The 22,569-nt window shown below is 45.0% G+C and carries 20 protein-coding genes and 1 pseudogene; 10 read left to right on the top strand and 11 right to left on the bottom strand.

The features are described 5' to 3' along the window. Positions 1-162 precede the first annotated feature (162 nt). Together cls and AC3CH3_RS05705 are read left to right on the top strand one after the other, a co-directional pair. On the top strand, positions 163-1,617 hold the full coding sequence (gene cls / locus AC3CH3_RS05710) for a cardiolipin synthase (RefSeq protein WP_019824268.1): 1,455 nt from the start codon (positions 163-165) through the stop codon (positions 1,615-1,617). Between the two features lie 183 nt (positions 1,618-1,800). Continuing rightward, the gene (locus AC3CH3_RS05705) at positions 1,801-2,985 is read left to right on the top strand and encodes a cystathionine beta-lyase (RefSeq protein WP_488537929.1); all 1,185 of its coding nucleotides are present in this window, start codon (positions 1,801-1,803) and stop codon (positions 2,983-2,985) included. 86 nt (positions 2,986-3,071) lie between these two features. Here AC3CH3_RS05705 and AC3CH3_RS05700 read toward each other — a convergent pair whose 3' ends face one another. The 9 genes from AC3CH3_RS05700 to pspA form a co-directional block, all read right to left on the bottom strand. Then, positions 3,072-3,542, bottom strand: coding sequence for a hypothetical protein (locus AC3CH3_RS05700; protein ID WP_017079009.1), 471 nt, complete (start codon positions 3,540-3,542; stop codon positions 3,072-3,074). After that, positions 3,533-4,471 (bottom strand): winged helix-turn-helix domain-containing protein, encoded by a 939-nt coding sequence (locus tag AC3CH3_RS05695; RefSeq protein WP_488537928.1) that lies wholly within the window; start codon positions 4,469-4,471, stop codon positions 3,533-3,535. Before AC3CH3_RS05695 ends, AC3CH3_RS05700 begins: the two co-directional genes overlap by 10 nt. Positions 4,472-4,580: 109 nt before the next feature. Further along, a complete protein-coding gene (locus AC3CH3_RS05690; protein WP_488537927.1) occupies positions 4,581-5,147 on the bottom strand; it encodes a DNA-3-methyladenine glycosylase I in 567 nt (188 codons plus the stop codon). A 77-nt stretch (positions 5,148-5,224) separates the two neighbouring features. Continuing rightward, positions 5,225-8,335 (bottom strand): efflux RND transporter permease subunit, encoded by a 3,111-nt coding sequence (locus AC3CH3_RS05685; protein ID WP_488537926.1) that lies wholly within the window; start codon positions 8,333-8,335, stop codon positions 5,225-5,227. Beyond that, positions 8,328-9,413 carry an efflux RND transporter periplasmic adaptor subunit gene (locus AC3CH3_RS05680; RefSeq protein WP_019824281.1) on the bottom strand — a complete coding sequence of 362 codons (1,086 nt, stop codon included), beginning with the start codon at positions 9,411-9,413 and terminating at the stop codon, positions 8,328-8,330. The genes AC3CH3_RS05685 and AC3CH3_RS05680 overlap by 8 nt, the downstream gene beginning before the upstream one ends. A gap of 1 nt (position 9,414) precedes the next feature. Continuing rightward, positions 9,415-10,449 carry an efflux RND transporter periplasmic adaptor subunit gene (locus AC3CH3_RS05675; RefSeq protein WP_488537925.1) on the bottom strand — a complete coding sequence of 345 codons (1,035 nt, stop codon included), beginning with the start codon at positions 10,447-10,449 and terminating at the stop codon, positions 9,415-9,417. A gap of 157 nt (positions 10,450-10,606) precedes the next feature. Then, positions 10,607-10,993, bottom strand: coding sequence for an envelope stress response membrane protein PspC (gene pspC / locus AC3CH3_RS05670; RefSeq protein ID WP_488537924.1), 387 nt, complete (start codon positions 10,991-10,993; stop codon positions 10,607-10,609). Then, on the bottom strand, positions 10,986-11,219 hold the full coding sequence (gene pspB, locus AC3CH3_RS05665) for an envelope stress response membrane protein PspB (RefSeq protein WP_004734605.1): 234 nt from the start codon (positions 11,217-11,219) through the stop codon (positions 10,986-10,988). Before pspB ends, pspC begins: the two co-directional genes overlap by 8 nt. 14 nt (positions 11,220-11,233) lie before the next feature. Next, positions 11,234-11,905, bottom strand: coding sequence for a phage shock protein PspA (gene pspA, locus AC3CH3_RS05660; protein WP_010440091.1), 672 nt, complete (start codon positions 11,903-11,905; stop codon positions 11,234-11,236). Between the two features lie 273 nt (positions 11,906-12,178). On the opposite strand from pspA, the gene pspF reads away from it, so the two are divergent. The 7 genes and pseudogenes from pspF to AC3CH3_RS05625 all read left to right on the top strand — a co-directional run bounded on the left by pspF (position 12,179) and on the right by AC3CH3_RS05625 (position 19,358). After that, a complete protein-coding gene (gene pspF / locus AC3CH3_RS05655) occupies positions 12,179-13,201 on the top strand; it encodes a phage shock protein operon transcriptional activator (RefSeq protein WP_017060309.1) in 1,023 nt (340 codons plus the stop codon). Positions 13,202-13,303: 102 nt separating this feature from the next. After that, complete coding sequence (sapA, locus tag AC3CH3_RS05650; protein ID WP_488537923.1) at positions 13,304-14,926, top strand: ABC transporter substrate-binding protein SapA; 1,623 nt, start codon at positions 13,304-13,306, stop codon at positions 14,924-14,926. Further along, entirely contained in the window at positions 14,926-15,888 is a 963-nt protein-coding gene (locus tag AC3CH3_RS05645) for an ABC transporter permease (RefSeq protein WP_488537922.1), read from the top strand. Before sapA ends, AC3CH3_RS05645 begins: the two co-directional genes overlap by 1 nt. After that, positions 15,875-16,762, top strand: a complete 888-nt coding sequence (sapC, locus tag AC3CH3_RS05640; RefSeq protein ID WP_488537921.1) for a putrescine export ABC transporter permease SapC — start codon at positions 15,875-15,877, stop codon at positions 16,760-16,762. Before AC3CH3_RS05645 ends, sapC begins: the two co-directional genes overlap by 14 nt. After that, positions 16,762-17,763, top strand: a complete 1,002-nt coding sequence (locus tag AC3CH3_RS05635; protein ID WP_017060305.1) for a peptide ABC transporter ATP-binding protein — start codon at positions 16,762-16,764, stop codon at positions 17,761-17,763. The genes sapC and AC3CH3_RS05635 overlap by 1 nt, the downstream gene beginning before the upstream one ends. Further along, a complete protein-coding gene (locus tag AC3CH3_RS05630; RefSeq protein WP_017060304.1) occupies positions 17,760-18,542 on the top strand; it encodes a peptide ABC transporter ATP-binding protein in 783 nt (260 codons plus the stop codon). The genes AC3CH3_RS05635 and AC3CH3_RS05630 overlap by 4 nt, the downstream gene beginning before the upstream one ends. A gap of 36 nt (positions 18,543-18,578) precedes the next feature. Continuing rightward, positions 18,579-19,358 (top strand): annotated as a pseudogene (locus AC3CH3_RS05625) (DUF2927 domain-containing protein). A 98-nt stretch (positions 19,359-19,456) separates the two neighbouring features. On the opposite strand, the gene AC3CH3_RS05620 reads toward AC3CH3_RS05625, so the two are convergent. Together AC3CH3_RS05620 and AC3CH3_RS05615 are read right to left on the bottom strand one after the other, a co-directional pair. Beyond that, positions 19,457-19,846 carry a DUF2750 domain-containing protein gene (locus AC3CH3_RS05620; protein ID WP_004734596.1) on the bottom strand — a complete coding sequence of 130 codons (390 nt, stop codon included), beginning with the start codon at positions 19,844-19,846 and terminating at the stop codon, positions 19,457-19,459. 149 nt (positions 19,847-19,995) lie between these two features. Beyond that, positions 19,996-20,901, bottom strand: a complete 906-nt coding sequence (locus tag AC3CH3_RS05615) for a manganese-dependent inorganic pyrophosphatase (protein WP_488537920.1) — start codon at positions 20,899-20,901, stop codon at positions 19,996-19,998. Between the two features lie 201 nt (positions 20,902-21,102). Here AC3CH3_RS05615 and AC3CH3_RS05610 point away from each other — a divergent pair, with 201 nt between their 5' ends. Further along, complete coding sequence (locus AC3CH3_RS05610) at positions 21,103-22,311, top strand: putative manganese transporter (RefSeq protein ID WP_488537919.1); 1,209 nt, start codon at positions 21,103-21,105, stop codon at positions 22,309-22,311. Positions 22,312-22,569 lie beyond the last annotated feature (258 nt).

Below are 22,569 nucleotides of genomic sequence, written 5' to 3'. Positions count from 1 at the left end.
CTTTTCATACAAAACAATCGTTTTCGTCTTAAGTTAACCAAAGCTTAACAACTATAACCTGTTTACAGCTTTAGCTCTAATTTGTAAATAGTTGATTCCTTAAATTCCCATATCCGCAAAATAGCATTACTATCTAAGTGTCTCTTTTTTCGAGTATTCAATGTGGAAAAGCTCTACCATTTTTTAACTTTAGCCTCTGTCGCTTTGTACTGGGTGCTTGTAGCCGGTGTGACTTTCCGTGTCGTACTAAAACGACGCTCTGTCAGCGTTTCTCTCGCGTGGTTGATGGTTATCTACATTATCCCAATTGTAGGTGTCGCTTGTTACTTCCTTTTTGGAGAGCTAAACCTAGGCAGAAAAAGGGCTGAGCGCGCTCACCGCATGTTTACTCCGTTTGGTGATTGGTTCCGAAAACTAGATGATTGCCAGCTCCACCTGCCAGGAAAGGTCGGCTCCCCTATCCACAAGATCGATGAACTTTGTAATAATCGAATGGGCATTCCTGCACTCAGCGGAAACACACTTTCACTGCAAGCGTCTCCCAATGAGATCTTACACGCAATTATTGAAGATATAGAAAATGCCCAAACCAGTATCAAGATGGTTTTCTATATTTGGCATCCTGGAGGCTTAACGGATTCGGTTGGTTCCGCACTCATTCGAGCTGCGAAACGTGGAGTGGATGTTAAAGTCTTGCTTGATTCAGCAGGTAGCCCACGCTTTTTCAAAAGCCACTGGCTTTCAATGATGAAAGACGCCGGTGTGCAAGTTGTACAAGCATTAGAGGTTAGCCCTTGGCGTATTTTAATACGCCGCCTAGATCTAAGGCAGCACCGCAAGATCATCGTGATTGATGAAACCATTGCCTATACCGGTTCAATGAACATGGTCGACCCTGCTCACTTCAAACAGAGCTCAGGTGTGGGTCAGTGGATTGACGTAATGGTTCGTGTAACTGGCCCTACCGTTAATGTGCTGTCGGCCATCCATGGTTGGGATTGGGAAGTCGAAACAGGTGAACGAATCCTTCCTGATTTACCAGAGTGTCCGGTTGAAGAGGTAATGACGCATCATCCAGTTCAGGTAGTACCATCAGGCCCGGGCATGCCAGAATATTTGATCCTACAAGTTCTGACCATTGCGATTAATCAGGCAAACCATTCAGTTCGTATCACAACCCCCTACTTTGTACCGAGTGCCGATTTATTAGAAACACTCAAAATGACAGCGCAACGCGGTGTAAACGTAGAACTGATCATCCCACACAACAACGATTCATTGATGGTTAAGTGGGCCTCACGCGCGTTTTATACTGAACTGCTTGAAGCTGGCGTGAAGATTTACGAGTTTTACGGTGGACTTCTTCACACTAAGTCAGTAGTGATTGATGAAGAGTTTTGTTTAATCGGAACGGTCAATATCGACATGCGCAGTTTATGGCTTAACTTCGAAGTGACGCTCGCTGTTGACGATGTGCACTTCACTCAGCAGCTATCTGAACTGCAGCAATCTTACATCGAGTCATCGCATCCAGTAGAACTGGAGCAGTGGGAGCAGAGAAATCTGCGTAACCGCTTCTTCGAAAGGTTGTTCTATCTGTTCAATCCACTGCTGTAATCCAATCAATGGGTCCATGCCGACTCATCTCTCACTGCCTATCTGATTTTTAGCCTTTCACGATAAACGACGTGAAAGGTTAAAAAGAGAAAGAAAAGCATAAAAACTCCCGCTTCACTCTTGCTTTGAAGGCTATTGGCATGTTTTAAATAGGACATAACCGATTGATAAGGAATTCACAGCATGTCCGAGAACAAAACCACTAAGCTGATCACTGCAGGTCGTGATAAGAGGTGGACCAATGGTGTCGTTAACCCACCAGTACAGCGCGCTTCAACCGTCGTGTTCAACTCAGTAGAAGAAAAGCGTAAAGCTACGATTAATCGCGCCAACAAAACGCTTTTTTACGGACGTCGTGGAACCAATACTCATTTCGCCTTCCAAGATGCCATGGTTGAAGTCGAGGGCGGCGCAGGCTGTGCACTTTACCCTTGTGGTACTGCAGCCATTTCAAATGCCATTCTTTCTTTTGTAGAAACAGGCGATCATATTCTGATGGTCGACACCTGCTACGAACCGACGCGTGATTTCTGTGACACCATCATGAAGAAGATGGGTGTAGAGACGACCTACTACGAACCAACGATCGGTGAAGGCATCCAAGACCTTATTAAGCCAAACACTAAGGTGCTGTTTACCGAATCTCCGGGCTCAGTCACCATGGAAGTGCAAGACATTCCAACGCTAGCGCGTATTGCTCATGAACACGACATCATCGTGATGCTCGATAACACATGGGCTGCTGGTGTGAACTTCTCACCGTTTGATTTTGGCGTTGATATCTCGATTCAAGCTGCGACCAAATACATTGTTGGTCACTCTGATGTGATGTTAGGTACTGCTGTTGCCAACGAGAAGTGTTGGGATCAACTAAGAGAACAGAGCTATTTGATGGGGCAATGTGTATCACCAGATGACGCTTACCTTGCCCTTCGTGGTATTCGTACTCTTGACGTTCGACTACGCCAACATGCAGAGAGCAGCTTGAAAGTCGCAAAATGGCTGGAGACTCGACCTGAGGTTGATCATGTTCGTCACCCTGCCCTTGAGTCTTGCCCAGGCCATGAGTTCTTTAAACGAGATTTTACGGGCGGCAATGGCTTGTTCTCTTTCGTGCTGAAAAACTCAAATACAAAAGCGACCACAGCGCTGCTTGATGGCATGACGCACTTTAGTATGGGTTACTCATGGGGAGGCTTCGAGAGTTTGATTCTAGCGAACGAACCGAACAGCTTTGATAGCCTAAGAACGGTAGCAAATCCGAACTTCGAAGGTACCTTGATTCGCGTTCATATCGGTTTAGAAGACGTTGATGACCTGATTGCAGACTTAGAAGCAGGGTTAGAGCGTTACAACGCGCTCGTTTAATTTAAAGCGTTAGCAGACTCAGACCAAAAAGGCAGGATATTCCTGCCTTTTTTAGATTAGCGCATTAGACACATCGCTTTAAAAAGCTACTGAACGTCAAAGCACGCCCAATTGAAAATTTCAGAGCGGTGTTCATTGAACAAGTACAAAGACTGATCCTTAACTGCAATAGCGTAATCAATCGTCACCCCTTTATACTCACTATATTCATTGTTAATAATTGGATCATGGAAAGGGGTCGCCGTTCTCACATCTATAATGCTCATCGACAAATTATTCCCATCAAGCTCATAGTGCCCGAAATACAGATTTTCCATAGTACTCTCCTTACCGTCTTGCTCTGTAATCGTCACAAACTCTCTCATGCTAAAGGTATGGTCAGATTGAAAAGTAAGGCTTATACGCTCATAAAGCGATTGATATGGTTGGAATGCCTGAGATAAAAAATCAGTTTTAATCGTTTTGCAATGCCATCGAGTGCCCGCTAATACGTTCTGTTCTGGCAAAAAACTTGCAGCAGCAATTACCACCAAAATGAGTAAACCAATTAGTCGCAAAAGTAACTCCTCTTTTTCATATACTGAGCAAAAGAATCAAAAGACGACTCTATATTGAAAACCGAAGCACTATAATTCAGAGCCTCACCATCTTTCCTTTGAATCAACATGTATAACGCGTCATCTTCGGGTTGGTCGACTGATGGGTAAATACGGACAAAAACATCAACGTTACAGTGGCTCGGTATCACCGCTGTAAGCTTTTGAGTGACCGCAGGCAACGAATAGGATTCATTATGCGCGATATGGAAAAAGTAGTGATTGGTATTATCTGTGTAGCTGTCGCGATATTCGGCTTTATCAACAAAATAAGGCAGTGGCGTATAATAGGTTTGGAAAAGGTTGAACGCCGTTACAACGACACAAGTCAATGCGACTAAATAGCCCGCTTTAACGAGGTACGCATTGCTTTTTGAATTTGAAGGTTCTAATTCAGCTGAGTTCGGTTGTTGGTAGGAGGACGTCTTGAGATCTGAATCAGTGACTGTTGCCGCGTTAACATATGTAGAGGTTTCAGTCGCAGCCAACACTTCTTGCTCGGCAGGCGAAGAGTTTGATTTAGAGACCTTCTCGGTCACTTGAGAAGGCACAGTTTCAGTTTTGCTAGGCTTTATCGACTCATCGATTTCAAGTGAATAGCCCGTTTTACTGACCGTGCGAATCGTCGCACAACCACAAGTCACTCGTGACAGCGTTTTTCTAATCTTAGATATCACGTTAGTGAGCGCTTGCTCTGAGACAATCACATTGCCCCAGCACCTATCAAATATCAGGCCTCGTTCAACACACTCACCAACATTTTCAAGTAAGAACAGAAACACCTTACCTTCTATCGGCGCGATAGTTTCTACGTGGCCATCTTCACGCACAAACTGCCTAAGCAAGGGATCATAACGAGCATCACAAATTTGGTAGCTTTGTTGTTTCACTATCGTCTTCTAGGTTTGAATTTGGTCGCATATGATATTGAATAGTTTATAAATGACCAGTAAATTCTTCTATATTAACGCAATTATTTTTCGACGATAAATAACACTTTTATTTGTGCGGACAACCTACGATATGGTCATTAACCATGCCTGTCGCTTGCATGAACGCGTAACAGATTGTTTCCCCTACAAACTTAAAGCCTCTCTTCTTCAAAAACTTACTCATCGCTTTAGATTGCTCGGTAGAAGCGGGAACTTGAGACATCTCAGTCCATTGATTCACGATCACCTCATTATCGACAAATTGCCATAAGGCATTAGAAAGAGATCCGAACTCTTTCTGTAATTCAAGCGTTGCTCGTGCATTGTTGTATACAGAGGCAATCTTGCCCTTGTGTTTAACCACATCGAAGTTTTCAATGATGTGCGGCACGTTGTCTTCATTCAACTCAGCTAACTTGTTGAGATCATAATTATCGAACGCGGCACGATACCCTTCACGCTTTTTCAGGATCGTAATCCAACTTAGGCCCGCCTGAGCGCCTTCTAAAGTAATGAACTCAAACAGAACTTGGTCATCATAAACAGGCACACCCCACTCTGCATCGTGATACTCCCTTTCAAGCTCATGTTTCAGTGCCCACGCACATGTTCTATCCACTGTATTTGCTTCCATCTCGATGGTCTCTTTTTAGTAATCGTACATAAAAATAATGCCCCAGAAAGGGGCATTATTTCAAAGGTTAGTTGACGTTAAGCCACTTCAATTTTATGGAATAAACGATACAGCACAGGTACTACGATTAGCGTGAGTACAGTCGCAAAGCCTAAACCAAACATAATGGTTACTGCCATTGGCTTGAAGAAGATATCAGGCAGTAACGGGATCATACCTAGAATCGTTGTAATCGCTGCCATACATACTGGACGAACACGACTCAGTGCCGCATCAACAACCGCTACATATGGATCTTTACCTGACTTCATCTCAATCTCAATTTGATCAAGCAGTACGATACCGTTCTTCAGAAGCATCCCAGATAGACTCAAGAAGCCCAACAGCGCCATAAAGCCAAATGGTGTATTCAAGGCTAACAAGCCTGTCGTAACCCCTATCAAGGCGAGTGGCACCGTTAACCAAACAATCAGAGGCTCTTTCACCGAGTTAAACAAGAACACCGTGATTAAGAACATGAACAAGTAACCCATCGGCATAGTGGTAAACAGTGACGCTTGTGCATCAGCAGATGACTCATATTCCCCCCCCCACTCCAACGAATAACCCGGTGGCATCTCAATCGCTTCGATTTGTGGCTGTAAGCGTTTCTGTAACGTCGAAGCCGTTTCTTCACCCAATAGGTCGTTGTCGGCCATTACCGTCAGCATGCGCTTACGGTTCTTACGGATGATCAGTGGATCTTCCCATTCTAGCTCGTAACCTAACGTTACTTGTTGAAGTGGAATGTACTCACTTAATGCCGGGCTCCAGATCTTCATGCCTTCGATGTTACGAATATCGACACGCTCATCTTCAGGTAAACGAGCCACAATCGGCATCAACGTTGTACCATCACGATATACACCAATCGACTTACCAGAGAAAGACATTGCTAGGAAATCATCAACGTCAGATTTGGTAATACCATAACGACGCGCTTGGCTTTCATTGAACTGAGGCTCTAATACCTTCGTTCTTTCACGCCAATCGTGACGAACGTTAAACGCGCCTTCATCAGCACGCATGATGTCCATCACTTGAGATGCGATTGAACGCAGTACCGTTGGATCAGAACCTACAATTCGCGCTTCAATTTTCGCACCACCACCAGGACCTAATTCGATTTGTTTCAGCTTGTAATCGATCTCAGGGAACTGACCATTTACATGTTCACGGAAACGCAGCATCAGCCCTTCAAGCACTTCATAGCCCTTCACACGAACCGTTATCTCGCCGTATGCGCTATAACTTTTCTCTGGTGAGTAAGTCAGCATGAAACGTTGTAGGCCTTTACCTGCCGTTGTCGTGATGTGCTCAACTTCGTCCTGCTCTGCTAACCAACCTTCAAGTACTTTAAGCTTAGTGTTGGTCGCACGAATATCGGTACCTTCCGGCATCCAAACATCCACTTGGAACATTGGCGTAGTCGAAGATGGGAAGAAGGCTTGTTTTACAAAACCAAAGCCGTAAACACTCGCACCCAAACCAATAATCAGAACGAACATGGTGAGCCACGCACGCTTCATACAGAACTCAAGGAAGTTTTTATAGATAACAAAAACCATCCCGTTGTATGGGTCTTTGCCTTCGTTATTAGGATCAACCTTCTGACCTTTGAAGAACATATCAGCAAAGAATGGCGTGATTGAGATTGCAGTAAACCAACTCAACATAAGCGAGATAAGCAGAACCGTAAACAAGGTGCCACAGTATTCGCCGGTTGAATCTTCAGACAAGCCGATCGGCGCAAAAGCGGTTACCGCAATAACGGTTGCACCTAACAGCGGCCATTTGGTTTGGGTTACGATATCGGTGGCGGCCTGCATCCGGGTTCGCCCCTTCTGCGTGCCGATCAATATCCCTTCCACCACCACAATGGCATTATCCACCAGCATCCCCAAGGCGATAACCAATGCGCCTAATGAAATACGTTGGAGATCTATCTTGAAGTACTGCATGAAAATGAAGGTACCGAAAACGGTCAACAGTAGTATCAAACCGATCAACAGACCGGAGCGTAGCCCCATGAAGAACAGCAGAACCACGATTACGATCGCAACCGCCTGACCTAAACTCACCACAAATCCGCTAACAGACTTATCTACCTCTTTCGGTTGGTTATAAACCTCGGAGATATCGATGCCGACAGGTTGTTGGTACTTAAGCTCAGCAAGTCTTCGATCAAAGGCTTCACCAACCGCTACTACGTTGACACCTTGTGCAAAAGAGACACCGAGGTTGAGTGCGAGCTTACCGTTATAGCCAATAATATTACTTGGTACTTCAACATAGCCACGAGTAACGTCAGCTACGTCTTTCAAATAGATGAGACCTTGAGCACCACCTTCTGTCAGAATTAAATCGCCAAGCTGCTCAACATTCTGGAACTCACCCGTTGGATGGATTCGAATGTATTCGTCGCCAATTCTTACCGCACCCGCACTTGATACAATATTTTGAGTCGATAAAAGATTAAATACCGTGCTTGGAGACAGACCTAAAGAGCTTATCCGCTTCATCGATATCTCAATGAATACTTGCTCTTGTTGTTGACCAGAAACAGAGACCTTACTGACCCCATCAACCAACTCCAGCTCTCGCCTTAGATAATCAATGTAATCCAGCAGCTCTTTGTAGCTATAACCATCACCCGTCACCGCAAGCAAGATCCCGTAAACGTCACCGAAGTCATCAATGACTTGAGGATCATTGACCCCAGGTGGCAGTTCAACCTTAAGATCATTCACTTTTCGGCGAAGTTCATCCCAAATTTGCGGAAGATCGTCCGGACCATAGTTATTCTTCATCGTTACCGTTACCTGAGACAGGCCACGGCTTGAAATAGAGTTCACTTCGTCGACATAGGTAAGCTGTTGAATCGCTTTCTCTAGTGGGTAGGTAACTTCTTCTTCCACTTGTTGAGGAGTTGCCCCAGGATAAGAGGTTACGACCATTGCATCTTTGATGGTAAAGGCAGGATCTTCTAAACGCCCCAAACCGAAGAATGCTGAAACACCACCAATAAGAAAGATCAGAGATAGCATCCAGCTAATGACTTTGTTACGTATAAAGTAAGAAGCAACACCTGTGATCTGATCATCACCCTGTTGATCGTCATTTTGGGGCTTGTTATTTACTTCACTCATTGTTCGTCTCCTGAGACAATACTTCCACTGTCATCCCATCTCGCAATCGCGATACGCCTGCAACAACGACATGCTGCCCCATTTCCAATCCTTTCATTACCTGCAATGTTTCCTGGTTTGCTTTGCCTAACACGACTTGTTGTTTCGAGACTGTCTTGTCGTCGTTAAGAACCCACACATAAGAGTTTTTACGATCCAGTTCATCACCGTCTGCATTGAATACCGCTTCGATCGGAATAAGTACACCAGCTTTTAGCTCCAAACCGATATCCCGCCCGTTTGAAGTCACATCTACGGCCATACCATCAAGAATCAAATCGTCTTCTGGCATCGGCAAAGCTAATGTAACCGTGAAGGTACCCGTACTTGGATCGGGTTCAGTGGTGAACTCTTTAATACCTGCGGTGTATTCATTACCGCTTGGCACTCTCACTACAGCTTCCACGTTCGAGAGGAGCGTTTCATTGGGTTGATTCACATAAATCTGGTCAGGGAGCTGAATCACAACTTCGACATCCTCAACACTGTGAATGTTCACAATCTGTTGGCCTACCTGAATATTTTCATATTGGTCGACACTGACTCGAGAAATAATCCCATCAACAGGCGCACGAAGCATAGTGAACGATAAGCGCAGTTTCGCCAGTTCCAACTCGGCATAAGCAATCTGGCGTTGAGCGGCAATTTCATCGAATTGCGACTTAGCCAATAAGCCTTTCTTCACTAGCGGACTCGAACGTCGGTATTGACTGTTAATTACCGTGTAACGCGCTTGAGCATTGTCCACATCCAATTGATAATCGGTTGGGTCAAGCTCTGCAATGATGTCACCAGCAGAAACACGTTCGCCTTCTTTAACATCAAGCTTGTAGATTTCACCCGCCACTCGGAAACTAAGATGAGCTTTCTCAGCCGCATTCGCGACCGCTGGGAAATAGAGCTTGTCGCTAAAATCGATGACTGAAATCTCGACGGCTTTAACTAAGGGTGTGTTATCCACTTCTACCACTTGTTTATCTTCACAAGCTGTCAGTAGGGCTAAACACGACAGCCCTGTGGCCACTTTAAGTGTTTTCATGTTATAGCCCCCTTTCCTTGATCCACTCTCGGACTTTTACGCCCGGCTCAAGACCATTAACGCCAGAAATGACAATACGATCTCCGTCGTTTAGCCCAGAGACTATATGACGTTTTTCATCGATGACGATGGCAACATTTTCAACAATACCGTCGTTATTCACACGCCATACGGAGACATCATCTCCATCGGTCATCATGGCCGACGTAGGAATTTTAGTCGCAGCGGCTTGCGCAGAAACAAGCCTTACCGTGCCAGACATGCCCGGTAAAATACCGATATCCGTCGGTCTTTCCATTACCATGGTTACCTTGTATGAACCCGTTTTTGGATCCGCTTCGGTATCAACTTCTTGGAAAGTCAAAACGTAAGGGTTCTCAGGAAACGCATCAAATACCATGGTTGCATCGGTTTCAAACCCTGAAGAAAAGCGCGTGATAAGTTGGTCGGGTAATAAGAAAACGACTTTAAGAATCTGATTGGTTTGAATATTCATCACACCTTGTTTCGCCGCGATGTATTCATGGTTTTCGGCAGGAATGATGGAAATCGTTCCATCGTAAGGCGCAACCAGAGTGGTGTAACGTAGATTAGCCTTAGCTTGGTTCAGGACAGCTTTAGCCGAGTTGTGGTTGGCTTTCGCTTGATCGAAATCTTGCTCTGAAACCACTCGATCTTTACGCAGCTTAATCGAGCGTTGGTATTGAACATCGGCAAGCTTAAAGTTAGCTCTCGCTTGCTTTTCTAACAGCTGATATTCATCAGGGTTAAGCGTTGCAAGTTTGTCACCTTTGGTAACCTGTTGACCCGATGTGACATCGATAGTCTGAAGTAACCCAGGAACACGGAACGCAAGAACGGCTTTATCGCCAGCTTCTGTGGTGGCTGGAAAACTACGTTCAAAGGCATTATTACCGACGGAAACGGTGAAGAGTTTGGCGGGTCTAGAATCAGGTTCAGGTACGGGAGGAAGCTCCTTACCACACCCAGACAACCCAGCTAAGGCTGTCAATAGGACAACGGAGGCTCTATACATTGGTGATCATCCATATCTATAAATATTTTTATAACATAGATTAATCACATGTAACTTACCAGTTATCGTAAGATTTATTTAGACAAAATTATTAAAAAAAATAACGGCTTGGAATAAATTTTCCTAAACCGTTATCGAATCTTTTTTAGACTTACCGTTACATGTTCTTAAATGCGCGGTCGACTTTAAAGGTGTCGGAGGTCACATAAGCTTCCATGTTGCGGACACTGGTCTCTAACTCCTGGAAATCACCCTCTAAAGTGCCCAGTAACGACTCTGCCGTTTGCCCTTTTTCCCAAGGCTTTTGTTTGAGTGTGTGCTCTTGTTTGGCTTTCATCTCATCAACATAGTGAGGTGGTTGTTTTTCAAGCATAAATGTCAAAGCTAAATACGCTAATAACACCAGAAAACTACCACCAAGCAGCGCTGCTGAGATAACTAAGATGCGAACCAACCACACTTCAAGGCCAAAGTAGTTCGCTAACCCTGCACACACACCAGACAATTTGCCGTTAATCGTGTCGCGATACAGTTCTCTACTCATAGTTTCGTCTCCAGTTAGGCGACTCCGCATCCAGTATTTTTTCTAGCGTTTTCACTCGGTCTTGCATGGATTCAGCTTGCGCAGAAAGCTTATGCAGACGTTGAAGATCCGTTTCAGAAAGACCATTGCTGGATTTCTTCTTGCTGCGGTAATGTAAGAATAACCATAGCGGTGCCACGAAGATTAAAAAGACAATCAGTGGACCTGCAATTAGAAATGTTGACATAGACAACTCCTAGATTATTTATCGCGGTTTTCAACTTGTTGCTTCAGTTTCGCTAGCTCTTTTTCGATTTCATCTTGAGCTTGTAGTTCGGCAAACTCTTGGTCTAAAGATTTTGCGTTACCCGTCTTAGCGTAAACGTCCGCTTCAGCTTCTAATTCATCCACTTTACGCGAGAATTGCTCAAACTTCGCCATTGCTTCGTTGGTTTTGCTTGAATGCAGGTGTTTTTGAACATCACGACGATTGCTCGCCGCATTATTACGAATCATTAATGCTTGTTGCTTTGCGCGAGTTTCTGCAATTTTGGTTTCAAGCTTGCCGATCTCACTGGTTAGCTTTTCTATGGTTTCATGAACCAAAGTTTGCTCGGTGTGAAGGCTCTTGATGATGTCTTCCAGTTTTTGCTTTTCGATTAGCGCCGCTCTTGCCAGATCTTCACGTTGCTTAGTCAGTGCGAGTGTCGCTTTGTTTTGCCAATCTAGAATCTGAGTTTCGATAGCTTCAACTTTACGTGCTAGCTCTTTCTTGTCTGCGATTGCTTTTGCTGAGTTAGTACGAACCTCAACCAGCGTGTCTTCCATTTCTTGGATAATCAGGCGAATCATCTTTTCAGGATCTTCGGCCTTATCTAATAGTGCACTGATGTTTGAATTTACAATGTCTGCAAAGCGAGAAAAAATACCCATGAGGAACTCCTTAATTACAATGATGGCAAATGCGTTTCAAATCGCTGTACGACTTTAACAATCCACTTGCTCAAAAATTTACGTTTGTTGTTAAACCTACCATAAGTAATCCAAGTAGCATGCCAACTTTTAAGCCATTTATTATCAGTTACTTACAATAAAATGGTGATTAATCCGAACCATGCTATGATGAATTTAGCCAAGTATTGGTATTTTTCACCACTACGGCTCTTTCATGACCTCTCCAGCGATCAATTCATACAAGGACGCGCTATGCAGCAGAACCTCATTGGTGAATCACCTAGCTTTCTCTCTGTTTTAGATAAAGTATCCCAACTCGCACCAATAGAAAGACCCATTCTGATCATTGGCGAGCGCGGCACAGGTAAAGAGCTGATCGCACAAAGACTGCATTACCTTTCAAGACGTTGGGATCAACCTTTGATCTCATTGAACTGCTCAACCCTCAGTGAAGGTTTGATTGATTCTGAACTGTTTGGTCACGAGTCGGGGTCGTTTACGGGTTCGAAAGGTCGTCATCAAGGCCGTTTTGAAAGAGCAGAAGGCGGCACACTGTTTCTGGATGAGCTGGCGACTACTCCCCTTGCGGTTCAAGAGAAGCTATTGCGCGTGATTGAATACGGGCAATATGAACGTGTCGGTGGGCAAAAGGCGCTAAGTGCCAATGTAAGACTGGTGTGTGCAACCAATGCCGACTTACCAGACATGGCATTAAAGGGCGAATTCAGGGCTGACCTATTAGATAGACTGGCGTTTGACGTCATTACTATCCCCCCTTTGCGTGAGCGAAAAGAAGACATCATGCTACTCGCAGAATACTACGCCATTAAGATGTGTCGTGAATTGGAATTGGAGTTGTTTGTTGGCTTTGCCCCTTCTGCCGTTGAATCGCTTTTAGATTATTCTTGGCCAGGGAATGTACGAGAGCTCAAAAACGTCATTGAGCGAGCGATCTATCAGCACGGAAAAGACCCATATCCTATTGAATATTTGGTGTTTAACCCATTTAAGCCCGCATGGAAAACAGAGCAAGATTCCTCTCCGGAAACTGGCAATGAGCCGTCTAACAGCCATACTTCATCAGAGAGCTTGTTTTCTTTGCCGCTTGATTACAAAGCATGGCAAGAACAACAAGACATCAAGCTACTCAATCAAGCCCTAAAACAGAGCAAATATAACCAGAAACAAGCCGCAGAATTACTTGGGTTAACCTACAACCAATTACGTGGAATGGTGAGGAAGTACGCGATTGTCGGACAAGCTAACGATAAATAGCTGTCCACACTTGATTATTATTTGGAGCCGAATAAATAAAATGTTAAATTGTCCGGATCTTGAGGCTCCTCTAACGCCTCGTTTCGAAAAGTATTTCTTTTTATGAAAGCACTAATAAGACTATCACTGAGCATCTGCACGCTGAGCTTTCTCGCTGGATGTGGTGAGAGTGTGAATCACGAGCAAATCCGTGAAAAAGGCTTCATTTATTGCGGCCAAGGTAATCCTAGTACCTTCAACCCACAGCTGGTTGATAGTGGCATTACCGCAGAATCGCTGAGTCCTCAAATCTTCGATACACTGCTCACTCTTGATCCGATGACGTACCGACCAAAACAGAACTTGGCGACAAGTTGGTCTGTTGATAAATCAGGTACAGAGTACACGTTCAAACTGCGCCCAAATGTTGCGTTCCAAACGACAGACTGGTTCACCCCTACTCGTAGCATGAATGCACAAGATGTGGTGTTTAGCTTTGAACGTGTCATTGATAGTTCAAACCCATTTCATTATGTGGGTGGCGGCCTATACCCATGGTTTGCCGGAATCGATTTCAAAAACCTGATTGTCGATATCACCGCAGTCGACGACCTAACAGTGAAATTCCAATTAAGTCGTCCAGACAATTCATTTCTCAATAATATCGCCACCAGCTATGCGGTCATTCACTCTAAAGAGTATGCCAATCAGCTCATTGCAGCGGATGAGAAAAATCGAATCGATTCCAATCCAGTCGGCACTGGCCCTTTCTACTTGGATGAATACCAAATCAACGACCTAGTGCGCTTGAAAAAGAACAAGCACTACTGGAAGGGTGAAGTACAAATGGACCAAGTTGTGTTCGATACTTCACAACGTGGAACAGGCACACTTGCTAAGCTTCTACGCAGTGAATGTGATGTGCTCAACTCTCCGATTTCTAGCCAGATCCCTATTATTCAGGCTCATGAAGAGTTGAAGATTTCTGCCACACCGGCGGTTAATGTCTCTTTCATCGCGCTGAATACTGAGCACCCTGCACTGCGTGACTCTCGAGTTCGTAAAGCGCTCAACTTAGCCATCAATCGTCAGAACATTCTCGATTCTGTGTATTACGGTACAGGAACCAAGGCCTACACCTTGCTTCCTCCTACTTCTTGGGCTCACCAAAAAGACAGCGTTCAAGCTCGCTACGACCGAAACTATGCGGTTGCGCTTCTCAAAGAAGCTGGCGTTGAGCCTGGGTTAGAGCTTTCAATGTGGGTACCACTAGAGCCACGCGCATACAATCCAAGTCCAAGAAAAACGGCAGAACTTATCCAAGCAAACTTAGCCGATATTGGTATTGAATTGAAACTCTATACCGACGACCGATTTGACCGGACACAGTTGTCCTCTATTTCCTCAACAGACTTGTTGCTTACAGGCTGGATAGGCAATACCGGTGACCCAGATAACTTCTTGCGCCCGCTGCTCTCATGCAGCTCTGAACGTGCAGGGTTAAACGTCTCAATGTGGTGTAATTCAGACTTTGATTTCCTCCTCGACTTAGCATTAGAGATCAATCAACAAAGGCACCGTGTGAACTTGTACCGACAAGCCCAAAACATTCTCAATGAAGAAGTTCCTGTGATTCCTCTTGCTCATGGCGTGCAATTTCGCGTGCACGATCGTTCGCTAACAGGCTTTAAAGCAAGTCCTTTCAATGCCCAACCTTTTGATCAAGTCAGAAGAGAGGTGCAGTAATGTTTTGGTATACATTAAGACGTGTAAACTTATTCGTTATTACGTTAGGGATTCTGACCTTGGTAGGTTTTTCCCTGCTTCGATTAGACCAAACCTCACCTTGGGCAATTCAAGATTTTTGGCCCGGTTGGATTAGCTATATCACTGAATTATCGACGCTCAACTTTGGTCTAAGCAAACACGGTGTGCCTATCATCGATGAGTTGGTCGTGGTGTTCCCTGCAACGCTAGAGCTGTGCTTCTTTGCCTTTGTGTTGGCACTCATCATCGGTATCCCTTTCGGCACCATTGCTGGTATGAGACAAGGTAAATTTGTTGATACCACCATATCGTTCACCTCAATGGCCGGTTACTCTGCGCCTATATTTTGGGTCGCGTTGCTGATGATCATGGTGTTTTCACTGCACTTTGAAATGTTCCCAGTTGGTGGCCGATACGACCTACTTTACGAGATTGAACACGTGACTGGCTTCGCGATGATTGACGCCTTTTTTGCCGAGGGTCGCTACCGTGCGCACGCACTACAAAGTGTTATCGAGCACATGGCGTTGCCTTGTCTTGTTTTAGCACTGGCGCCAACGACTCAGGTCATCCGATTGATGAGAGCGTCAGTGGCTGAAGTAATGACGCAAAACTACATCCGCGCTGCGCGAATTAAAGGTCTTTCCACTAAAGAGATCATCACGCAGCACGTGTTAAGAAACGCGATACCTCCGATTATTCCTAAGGTCGGTGTTCAGCTATCAAGTATGTTAACGCTTGCTATTGTTACCGAGTCTATCTTTAACTGGCCGGGCATTGGTCGTTGGTTACTGGATGCCTTATCGAATCAAGATTACGTTTCAATTCAAGCAGGCGTAATTGTGGTAGCAACCTTGGTTTTAACCGCCAACATTCTGTCCGATCTATTGGGCGCAATGATCAATCCACTGGTAAGGAAGGAATGGTATGCTAACAAATAACGTCTACCAAGAAGAACAGATTCCAACCCAGTTCGAACGTTTCTGGCGCAGCTTCCGTAGTAATAATCTGGCGATGTTTGGCTTATGGTGTTTGGTGCTTATCATTCTGGTTACCGTCACTTCACCGTGGTTAGCCCCGCATGATGCACAAGGACAAACGGGACACCTGTTAACCCCACCCTCTTGGGATCCCTCAGGAACAGTTGAGTATTTCTTAGGTACCGATGACTTAGGCCGAGATATTCTTTCTCGTCTGATTATCGGCTCTCAGCTGACGTTTGGTGCCGCGGTTGTGATTACCTTTATCGCAGCAGTCATTGGTTGCCTGATTGGCGTACTTGCGGGGATGACTCGTGGATTACTATCAAGCACGCTAAACCACCTGCTTGATACCGTTATGTCGATTCCATCTCTTCTGCTGGCGATTATCTTCGTGGCATTCCTTGGCTTTGGCGAGTTTAATATCTTGCTCGCCTTGTGCTTGGCACTGATCCCGCGCTTTATACGCTCGGTGTACATTGCCGTGCATGCTGAAGTAGAAAAAGACTATATTCTGGCTTCTCGCCTTGATGGTGCGAACGATTTTTACCTGCTATGGAACTCAATCCTTCCGAACATCCTTACCGTGATCGCGCTTGAAGTTACGCTGGCACTGTCAGTCGCAATTCTTGATATCACGGCTTTAGGTTTCCTAGGGCTTGGCGCTCAAGCACCGAGTACCGAATGGGGCTCAATCTTGGGTGATTCGGTCGAGTTGATTTACCTTGCGCCATGGACAGTTACCCTACCCGGCTTAGCTATTATGTTTACAGTTATCGTGATTAACCTCGTCGGTGAAGGTGTTCGCCAAGCGCTAAATGCAGGAATAGAATAATGCCGTTACTTGATATTCGACATCTAACCATCGAGATTGAGACCCCTCAAGGGATGGTTAAAGCCGTAGATCGAATGAGTATTACCCTCAATGAAGGGGAAATTCGTGGCTTAGTAGGTGAATCAGGCTCAGGTAAGAGCTTGGTTGCAAAAGCGATCGTCGGAGTATGTAAAGAAAACTGGAAGGTTTCTGCAGACCGAATGCGCTTAGGTAATATCGACCTACTGCAACTGACGCCGAAAGAAAGACGCCGAGTGATCGCCCGCGATATCGCAATGATCTTCCAAGAGCCATCAACGTGTCTTGACCCTTCTGAAAAAGTAGGTAACCAGCTCGTTGAAGCGATCCCTTCCCATTCGTTTGAAGGTCGTTGGTGGCAACGATTTAAGTGGCGTAAGAAGCAAGCGATCGCATTACTACACAAAGTCGGCATCAAAGACCACTCTCGCCTAATGGACAGTTACTCTTATGAGCTGACCGATGGTGAGTGTCAAAAGGTGATGATCGCAATGGCGATCGCTGCCAAGCCAAAAGTCTTGATTGCTGACGAGCCAACCAACGATTTAGACCCAATTACACAGTCTCAAATATTGCGTCTTTTGAGTCGTATGAACCAGATCAATAACACCACCATCGTGTTGATCGGCCATGACTTAACCACCATTACCCAATGGGCGACTCGCATTACCGTGATGTACTGTGGTCAATCGGTAGAATCCGCTGATACACCGAAGCTGTTGGATGCACCAAAGCACCCGTACACCGTTGCTTTGTTAAAAGCGATGCCAGACTTTAACGACTGGATTCCCCACAAGGAGAAGCTACAGTCTTTGCCGGGGTCAATTCCACCGCTGCAACATCTTCCTATTGGTTGTCGATTAGGGCCTCGCTGCCCATACGCACAAAGGCAGTGTGTCGAGATCCCACATACGAAACGTATCAAGAACCATAAGTTCAACTGTCACTTCCCTCTGAATATGGAGAAGAAAAAGAAATCATGAGTGCATTATTAGAAGTCAGTGATTTGTCTAAAGACTTTACGACTCGCTCTGGTCTTTTCCGTAAAAAGATTCATCAGGCGGTGAAGCCAGTTAGCTTTTCGCTCGAGGCAGGCCAGACGATTGGTTTTATTGGTCAGAATGGTTCTGGCAAATCAACATTAGCCAGAATGCTCGCAGGCATGGTCGAACCAACCGCAGGCGAGATCCGCGTGAATGGCGAAAAGCTAGAGCACAAAGACTACTCGACTCGTTGTAAGCTGATTCGAATGATCTTCCAAGATCCGAATACGTCACTTAACCCGCGCATTCAGATCGGTCGAATTCTTGAAGGTCCATTAAAGCGAAACACCAACATGCCTCCAGAAGCCCGTATGCGTCGTGTGAAAGACACACTACTGCGCGTGGGCCTTCTACCGGAACATGCTTACTTCTACCCTCAGATGCTTGCTGCGGGCCAGAAACAGAGGGTTTGTTTGGCTCGAGCCTTGATACTTCAGCCATCGATCATTGTCGCTGATGAAGCGTTAAATGGTTTGGACATGGCAATGCGCTCGCAAATCATCAATCTGTTCTTAGAGTTACAAGAAGAGATGGGCGTATCGTTCGTTTATGTATCTCAACACCTCGGTATTGTTAAGCACATTACCGACAAGATTATTGTCATGCATGAAGGCAATGTGGTTGAGAGTGGGGAAACAGATCAAGTGCTAACCAATCCAACTCACCAAATCACCCAAAGATTGGTTGAGAGCCATTTCTCCAAAGCGCCGAACCACTAACCTCGAATCACGCTACATTTAGCAGAGGGGAAAAGTATGTATCGAACAGCTTCAATGCTTCCCCTCTTGTTGGTTCTGTTTTCCTTTAACGCTTCAAGCACACCGCTCACTTGGCTAGATAGAAACTTCGTCGAAACCGCCTTTTACAACGTCGCGCTTCAACACGAATACTCCCAAGGCAGCAAACCACTCGCCAAATGGAAACAACCAATCAAGATTTGGATCGACCATCGAGTAGGTGACGAGGAACTGCATCAAGAGCTCACAGAACTTCATATCCAACACTTATCTGAAGTCACTCAACACCCAATCACAATCGTCAGTAAATAGTCCGAAGCGAACGTTAAATGGATATACACAAGGCAGAGCCAGTGGGTATCTGAGGCGAAATCGGTGCTCAAGCTCAAATCAACTCAGCATTTAAATAGCGCCATCTGCACGGCGGGCTATAGAACCAATTCTAAAGGCGAGATTGTATAAGCTGGGATTGTAATCCCGGTTGATCAGGCAAGATCGCGAGGTAAGCTGGTCGCCTGTATCGTGGAAGAGATCACACAAGTTCTAGGCCTGCCGAATGATTCAGATAAAGCCTACCCTTCTATTTTCAACGACCACACGCCAGAAGACTTATTATCGCCGTTAGACGTAGTGCTACTGCAATTGCTGTATGAACCAGAATTGAAAGCTGGAATGACAAAATCTGAAGTAAAACCTATCGTTCGAAATATACTCAAGAGATACAGCAAAACAGGTGTGCTTCAGCAAGCTTCTAAAGCCGCACAGCAAGCGCCTTTGTATCAGTTGATTGGGTATTGACGAATATACGTTGGAAGCAGCTTAGATGGGATAATTGAATAATAGCGCTGCCTAAGAAAGGCAGCGCTGACTTACGATGTTACTGTATTACGAAAGAATTAGCGCTTAGCTGCCTGCTTTTTCAATTCGAAATCGAACTCATCAGGGAACAAGATAACGCCTTCTTCTTGCTCGTTCGGGAATACTACAACAGCAAGTTCGTCGTCTTCTAGACCGTTCGTCCAGCGACTGTGCCATTTATTCAACGAAATAGACTCAGCTTTACACTCAGACCAATCACCCGTTGCCCATGATTCTGCGAACTCTTGGTTTGGCCATACTGGAACACAATCTTCATCTTCTGTGTTCAGCATTACACAGCCGTGTTCATCGGTTAAGATCCATACTTCACGGTTTGCTACGATTTCTTTCACACAGTATTTCAGGCGTTGCTCGCCCGTATACTTATTGATTTCAGCGATTTTTTTATCGTCTAGCTGTGTAGTCATCTTAATTTCCTACTTTAGTCAGTAACTTTGCTCTTAAAGCTATTTTATGCCGAGTGTTTTTAACTTCAAACATTATCGATGAAGAAAAAAGTCTACTTCAAAGAAAAACGCCTGCTAAATAAGCAGGCGTTTAATATTAAGCGACTTGATTAAACAAGCTCACCTTGTAGCCAAGGCCAGCCTTGCTTCTTACGGCTTAGTGTATTTTCCATCATCAATACGCCGTCTTTCTCGTGCTTAACCAATTTCTCAGCCCACTCACCTTTGTATAGAAGACGAGTTTGAGCAGTAGTGATATCTGTTAGCATTACCGAAGCGAACGCTAGACCGTCTTTCTCACAACGCGCTTCAAGATCAGCTTCTAGCGCTTCAATCATGCCGTCTACTTGCTCAAGAGTCGCAAGTTCAACTTGACCAACAACAACATCACGACCGTTGAATGGGTAGCCTTTAAGGTCTTTTTCTACTAGCTGTGCAGCAGATAGGCCTTCGATGTTTGTTTTAGCGATTAGAAGCGCTTTGATGAATGCATCAACGTCAGTTACGCCAGCAATTTCAGCAAGCTCAGCAACCGCGTCTTTGTCTTTTTGAGTACATGTTGGAGAAGCGAAACCCACTGTGTCTGAAAGAATTGCAGACATCATTAGTTTAGCGATTTGTTGAGAGATTGCGTGACCTTCAATCTTGAACATGTTGAAAAGTACAGTGTTTGTACAACCAACAGGCCAGATCCAAGCTTCCATTGGGTTTACTGTCATCACGTCACCTAGACGGTGGTGATCGACAATACCTACGATCTCTGCATCAGCAACATCATCTGGTGCTTGTGCTAGATCTGAGTAGTCTACTAGCCAGATTTTCTCACCAGCAACAGAAGTACGAAGCTCTGGCTTTTCAGCACCAGCGACTTCTAGAATGTGTTGAGTTTCGCGGTTGATCTCGCCTTGGCGAATTGGTGTCGCTTCCTCGCCACGAGCTTTAAGAAGCTCTGTTGCAACTAACGCACTACAAATACTGTCACTATCAGGGTTTTTGTGACCAACAACTAAAATCATGTTTCTTCCTATTACACTAACAATTATGACTCTACCTTTAGAGCCTCTCTTTATTAGCCATACTTTACCTCATTTTTTTAGATTGGTCATGTTTCCTAGGTTTAGCCAATGGTAACAATAGATAAAAAAACAACAAATGCAATTGATAATTATTATCATTCGTATATATTTATCTTAAGCCACTAATTTTGAGTAACACCTATGGATCGACTAATCTCTTTTTTGCCAAGCAGTAGCGCTGCGAAAGCAACTCAGTTTTCACTGTCATTTAAGCGCCTGCTTTTGCCTATCTCACTTGCAGCATTGGTTGCAGCCCCAGCTACACGAGAGCTGACGGTAACTACTTTATCAGACGCGTTTTGGGCAGTGTCTTGTTATGTTGCTTTAACCTTGGCTATTTACCACTGGTTAAGTCTGTACATAAACAAAGATAACGTCTTCAATAAGCTCGTCCATCAATCTCGTTCAAACCAAGTGGTATTCGCGGCTCTCATGGGCGCGTTGCCCGGCTGTGGCGGAGCGATAGTGGTAACCACACAATTTATCTCTGGAAAACTCGGATTTGGTGCCGTAGTTGCGGTGCTCGTCTCAACCATGGGTGACGCGGCGTTCCTACTCATAGCGAGCGAGCCTAAGACAGGTTTAGCCATGATGGCGATGGGCGTCATTGTGGGTACTGCGTCAGGCCGAATTATTAACTTGTTTCACGCAGACGACTTCTTACGCCCAAAAAAAGCAGAAAAAAATCAAGCGGTGAGCAGCTGCGCTTCTCAATCTCAAGACAAAGAATCGGTCTCTAAAAAAGCGATAAACCTGCAAGGTTACCTGTGGTCTGTACTGATTATTCCGGGTTCTGTCGTTGCCCTACTTGGCTCTTTTCAAGTCGATGTGAATGAGTTGCTCGCTTTGCCTGAAATATCGATGGAATGGGCGGGGACAGTTTTGCTGATCAGCTCGATGTTTCTGTGGGGGCTAACCCGTGAAATTGAAGATTACAAATCAGCCGTAAGTGAAGACGAGAAATGTGTAGGCTCTCATCCACTACAAAAAACGGCTCAAGATACTAACTTCGTTACTGCATGGGTGGTGGTTGCTTTTCTTTTCTTCGAATTTGGCTCTGTGATAGCAAATGTCGATTTTGCGACGCTATTCTCAAGCTGGGGCATGATGCTCCCCCTGGCTGGCGTGTTGATGGGTTTGCTACCGGGCTGTGGACCGCAATTATTGGTCACTAGCTTATACCTTTCAGGCGCACTGCCACTTTCGGCTCAGGTAGGTAACGCAATTTCAAATGATGGTGACGCGCTATTCCCTGCGATTGCGATGGCTCCCAAAGCGGCACTAGTCGCGACCTTATACTCGAGTGTGCCCGCACTAATCTGTGCTTATGGATACTGGTTTCTAACTTGATCAGAGTTAACTCCATAGGCTTCTGTAAGGTTGGTACTTTGTATCGGCCTTTTTGTTTCCGTCAGCCTAGTCTTTCCACAGTTTTTTTTGACCTTCCCTTCCTGATCCACTGTTTCTACTACTGCTCTCAAACAGCACGTTACAGCCTGTCTCAAAAACGCCCTCTATTAGCCCTGTACAATGCTTATTTAGAAACACCAACACTGATATCAAAAATACAAAAAGCCCCTGTAAGAGTGCTTACAGGGGCTTTAATTC

It is taken from the genome of Vibrio sp. QJM3NY_35 (assembly GCF_057785915.1).
Note: the sequence above shows the minus strand (reverse complement) of the source record. Positions and strands in the feature narration are given on the sequence as shown.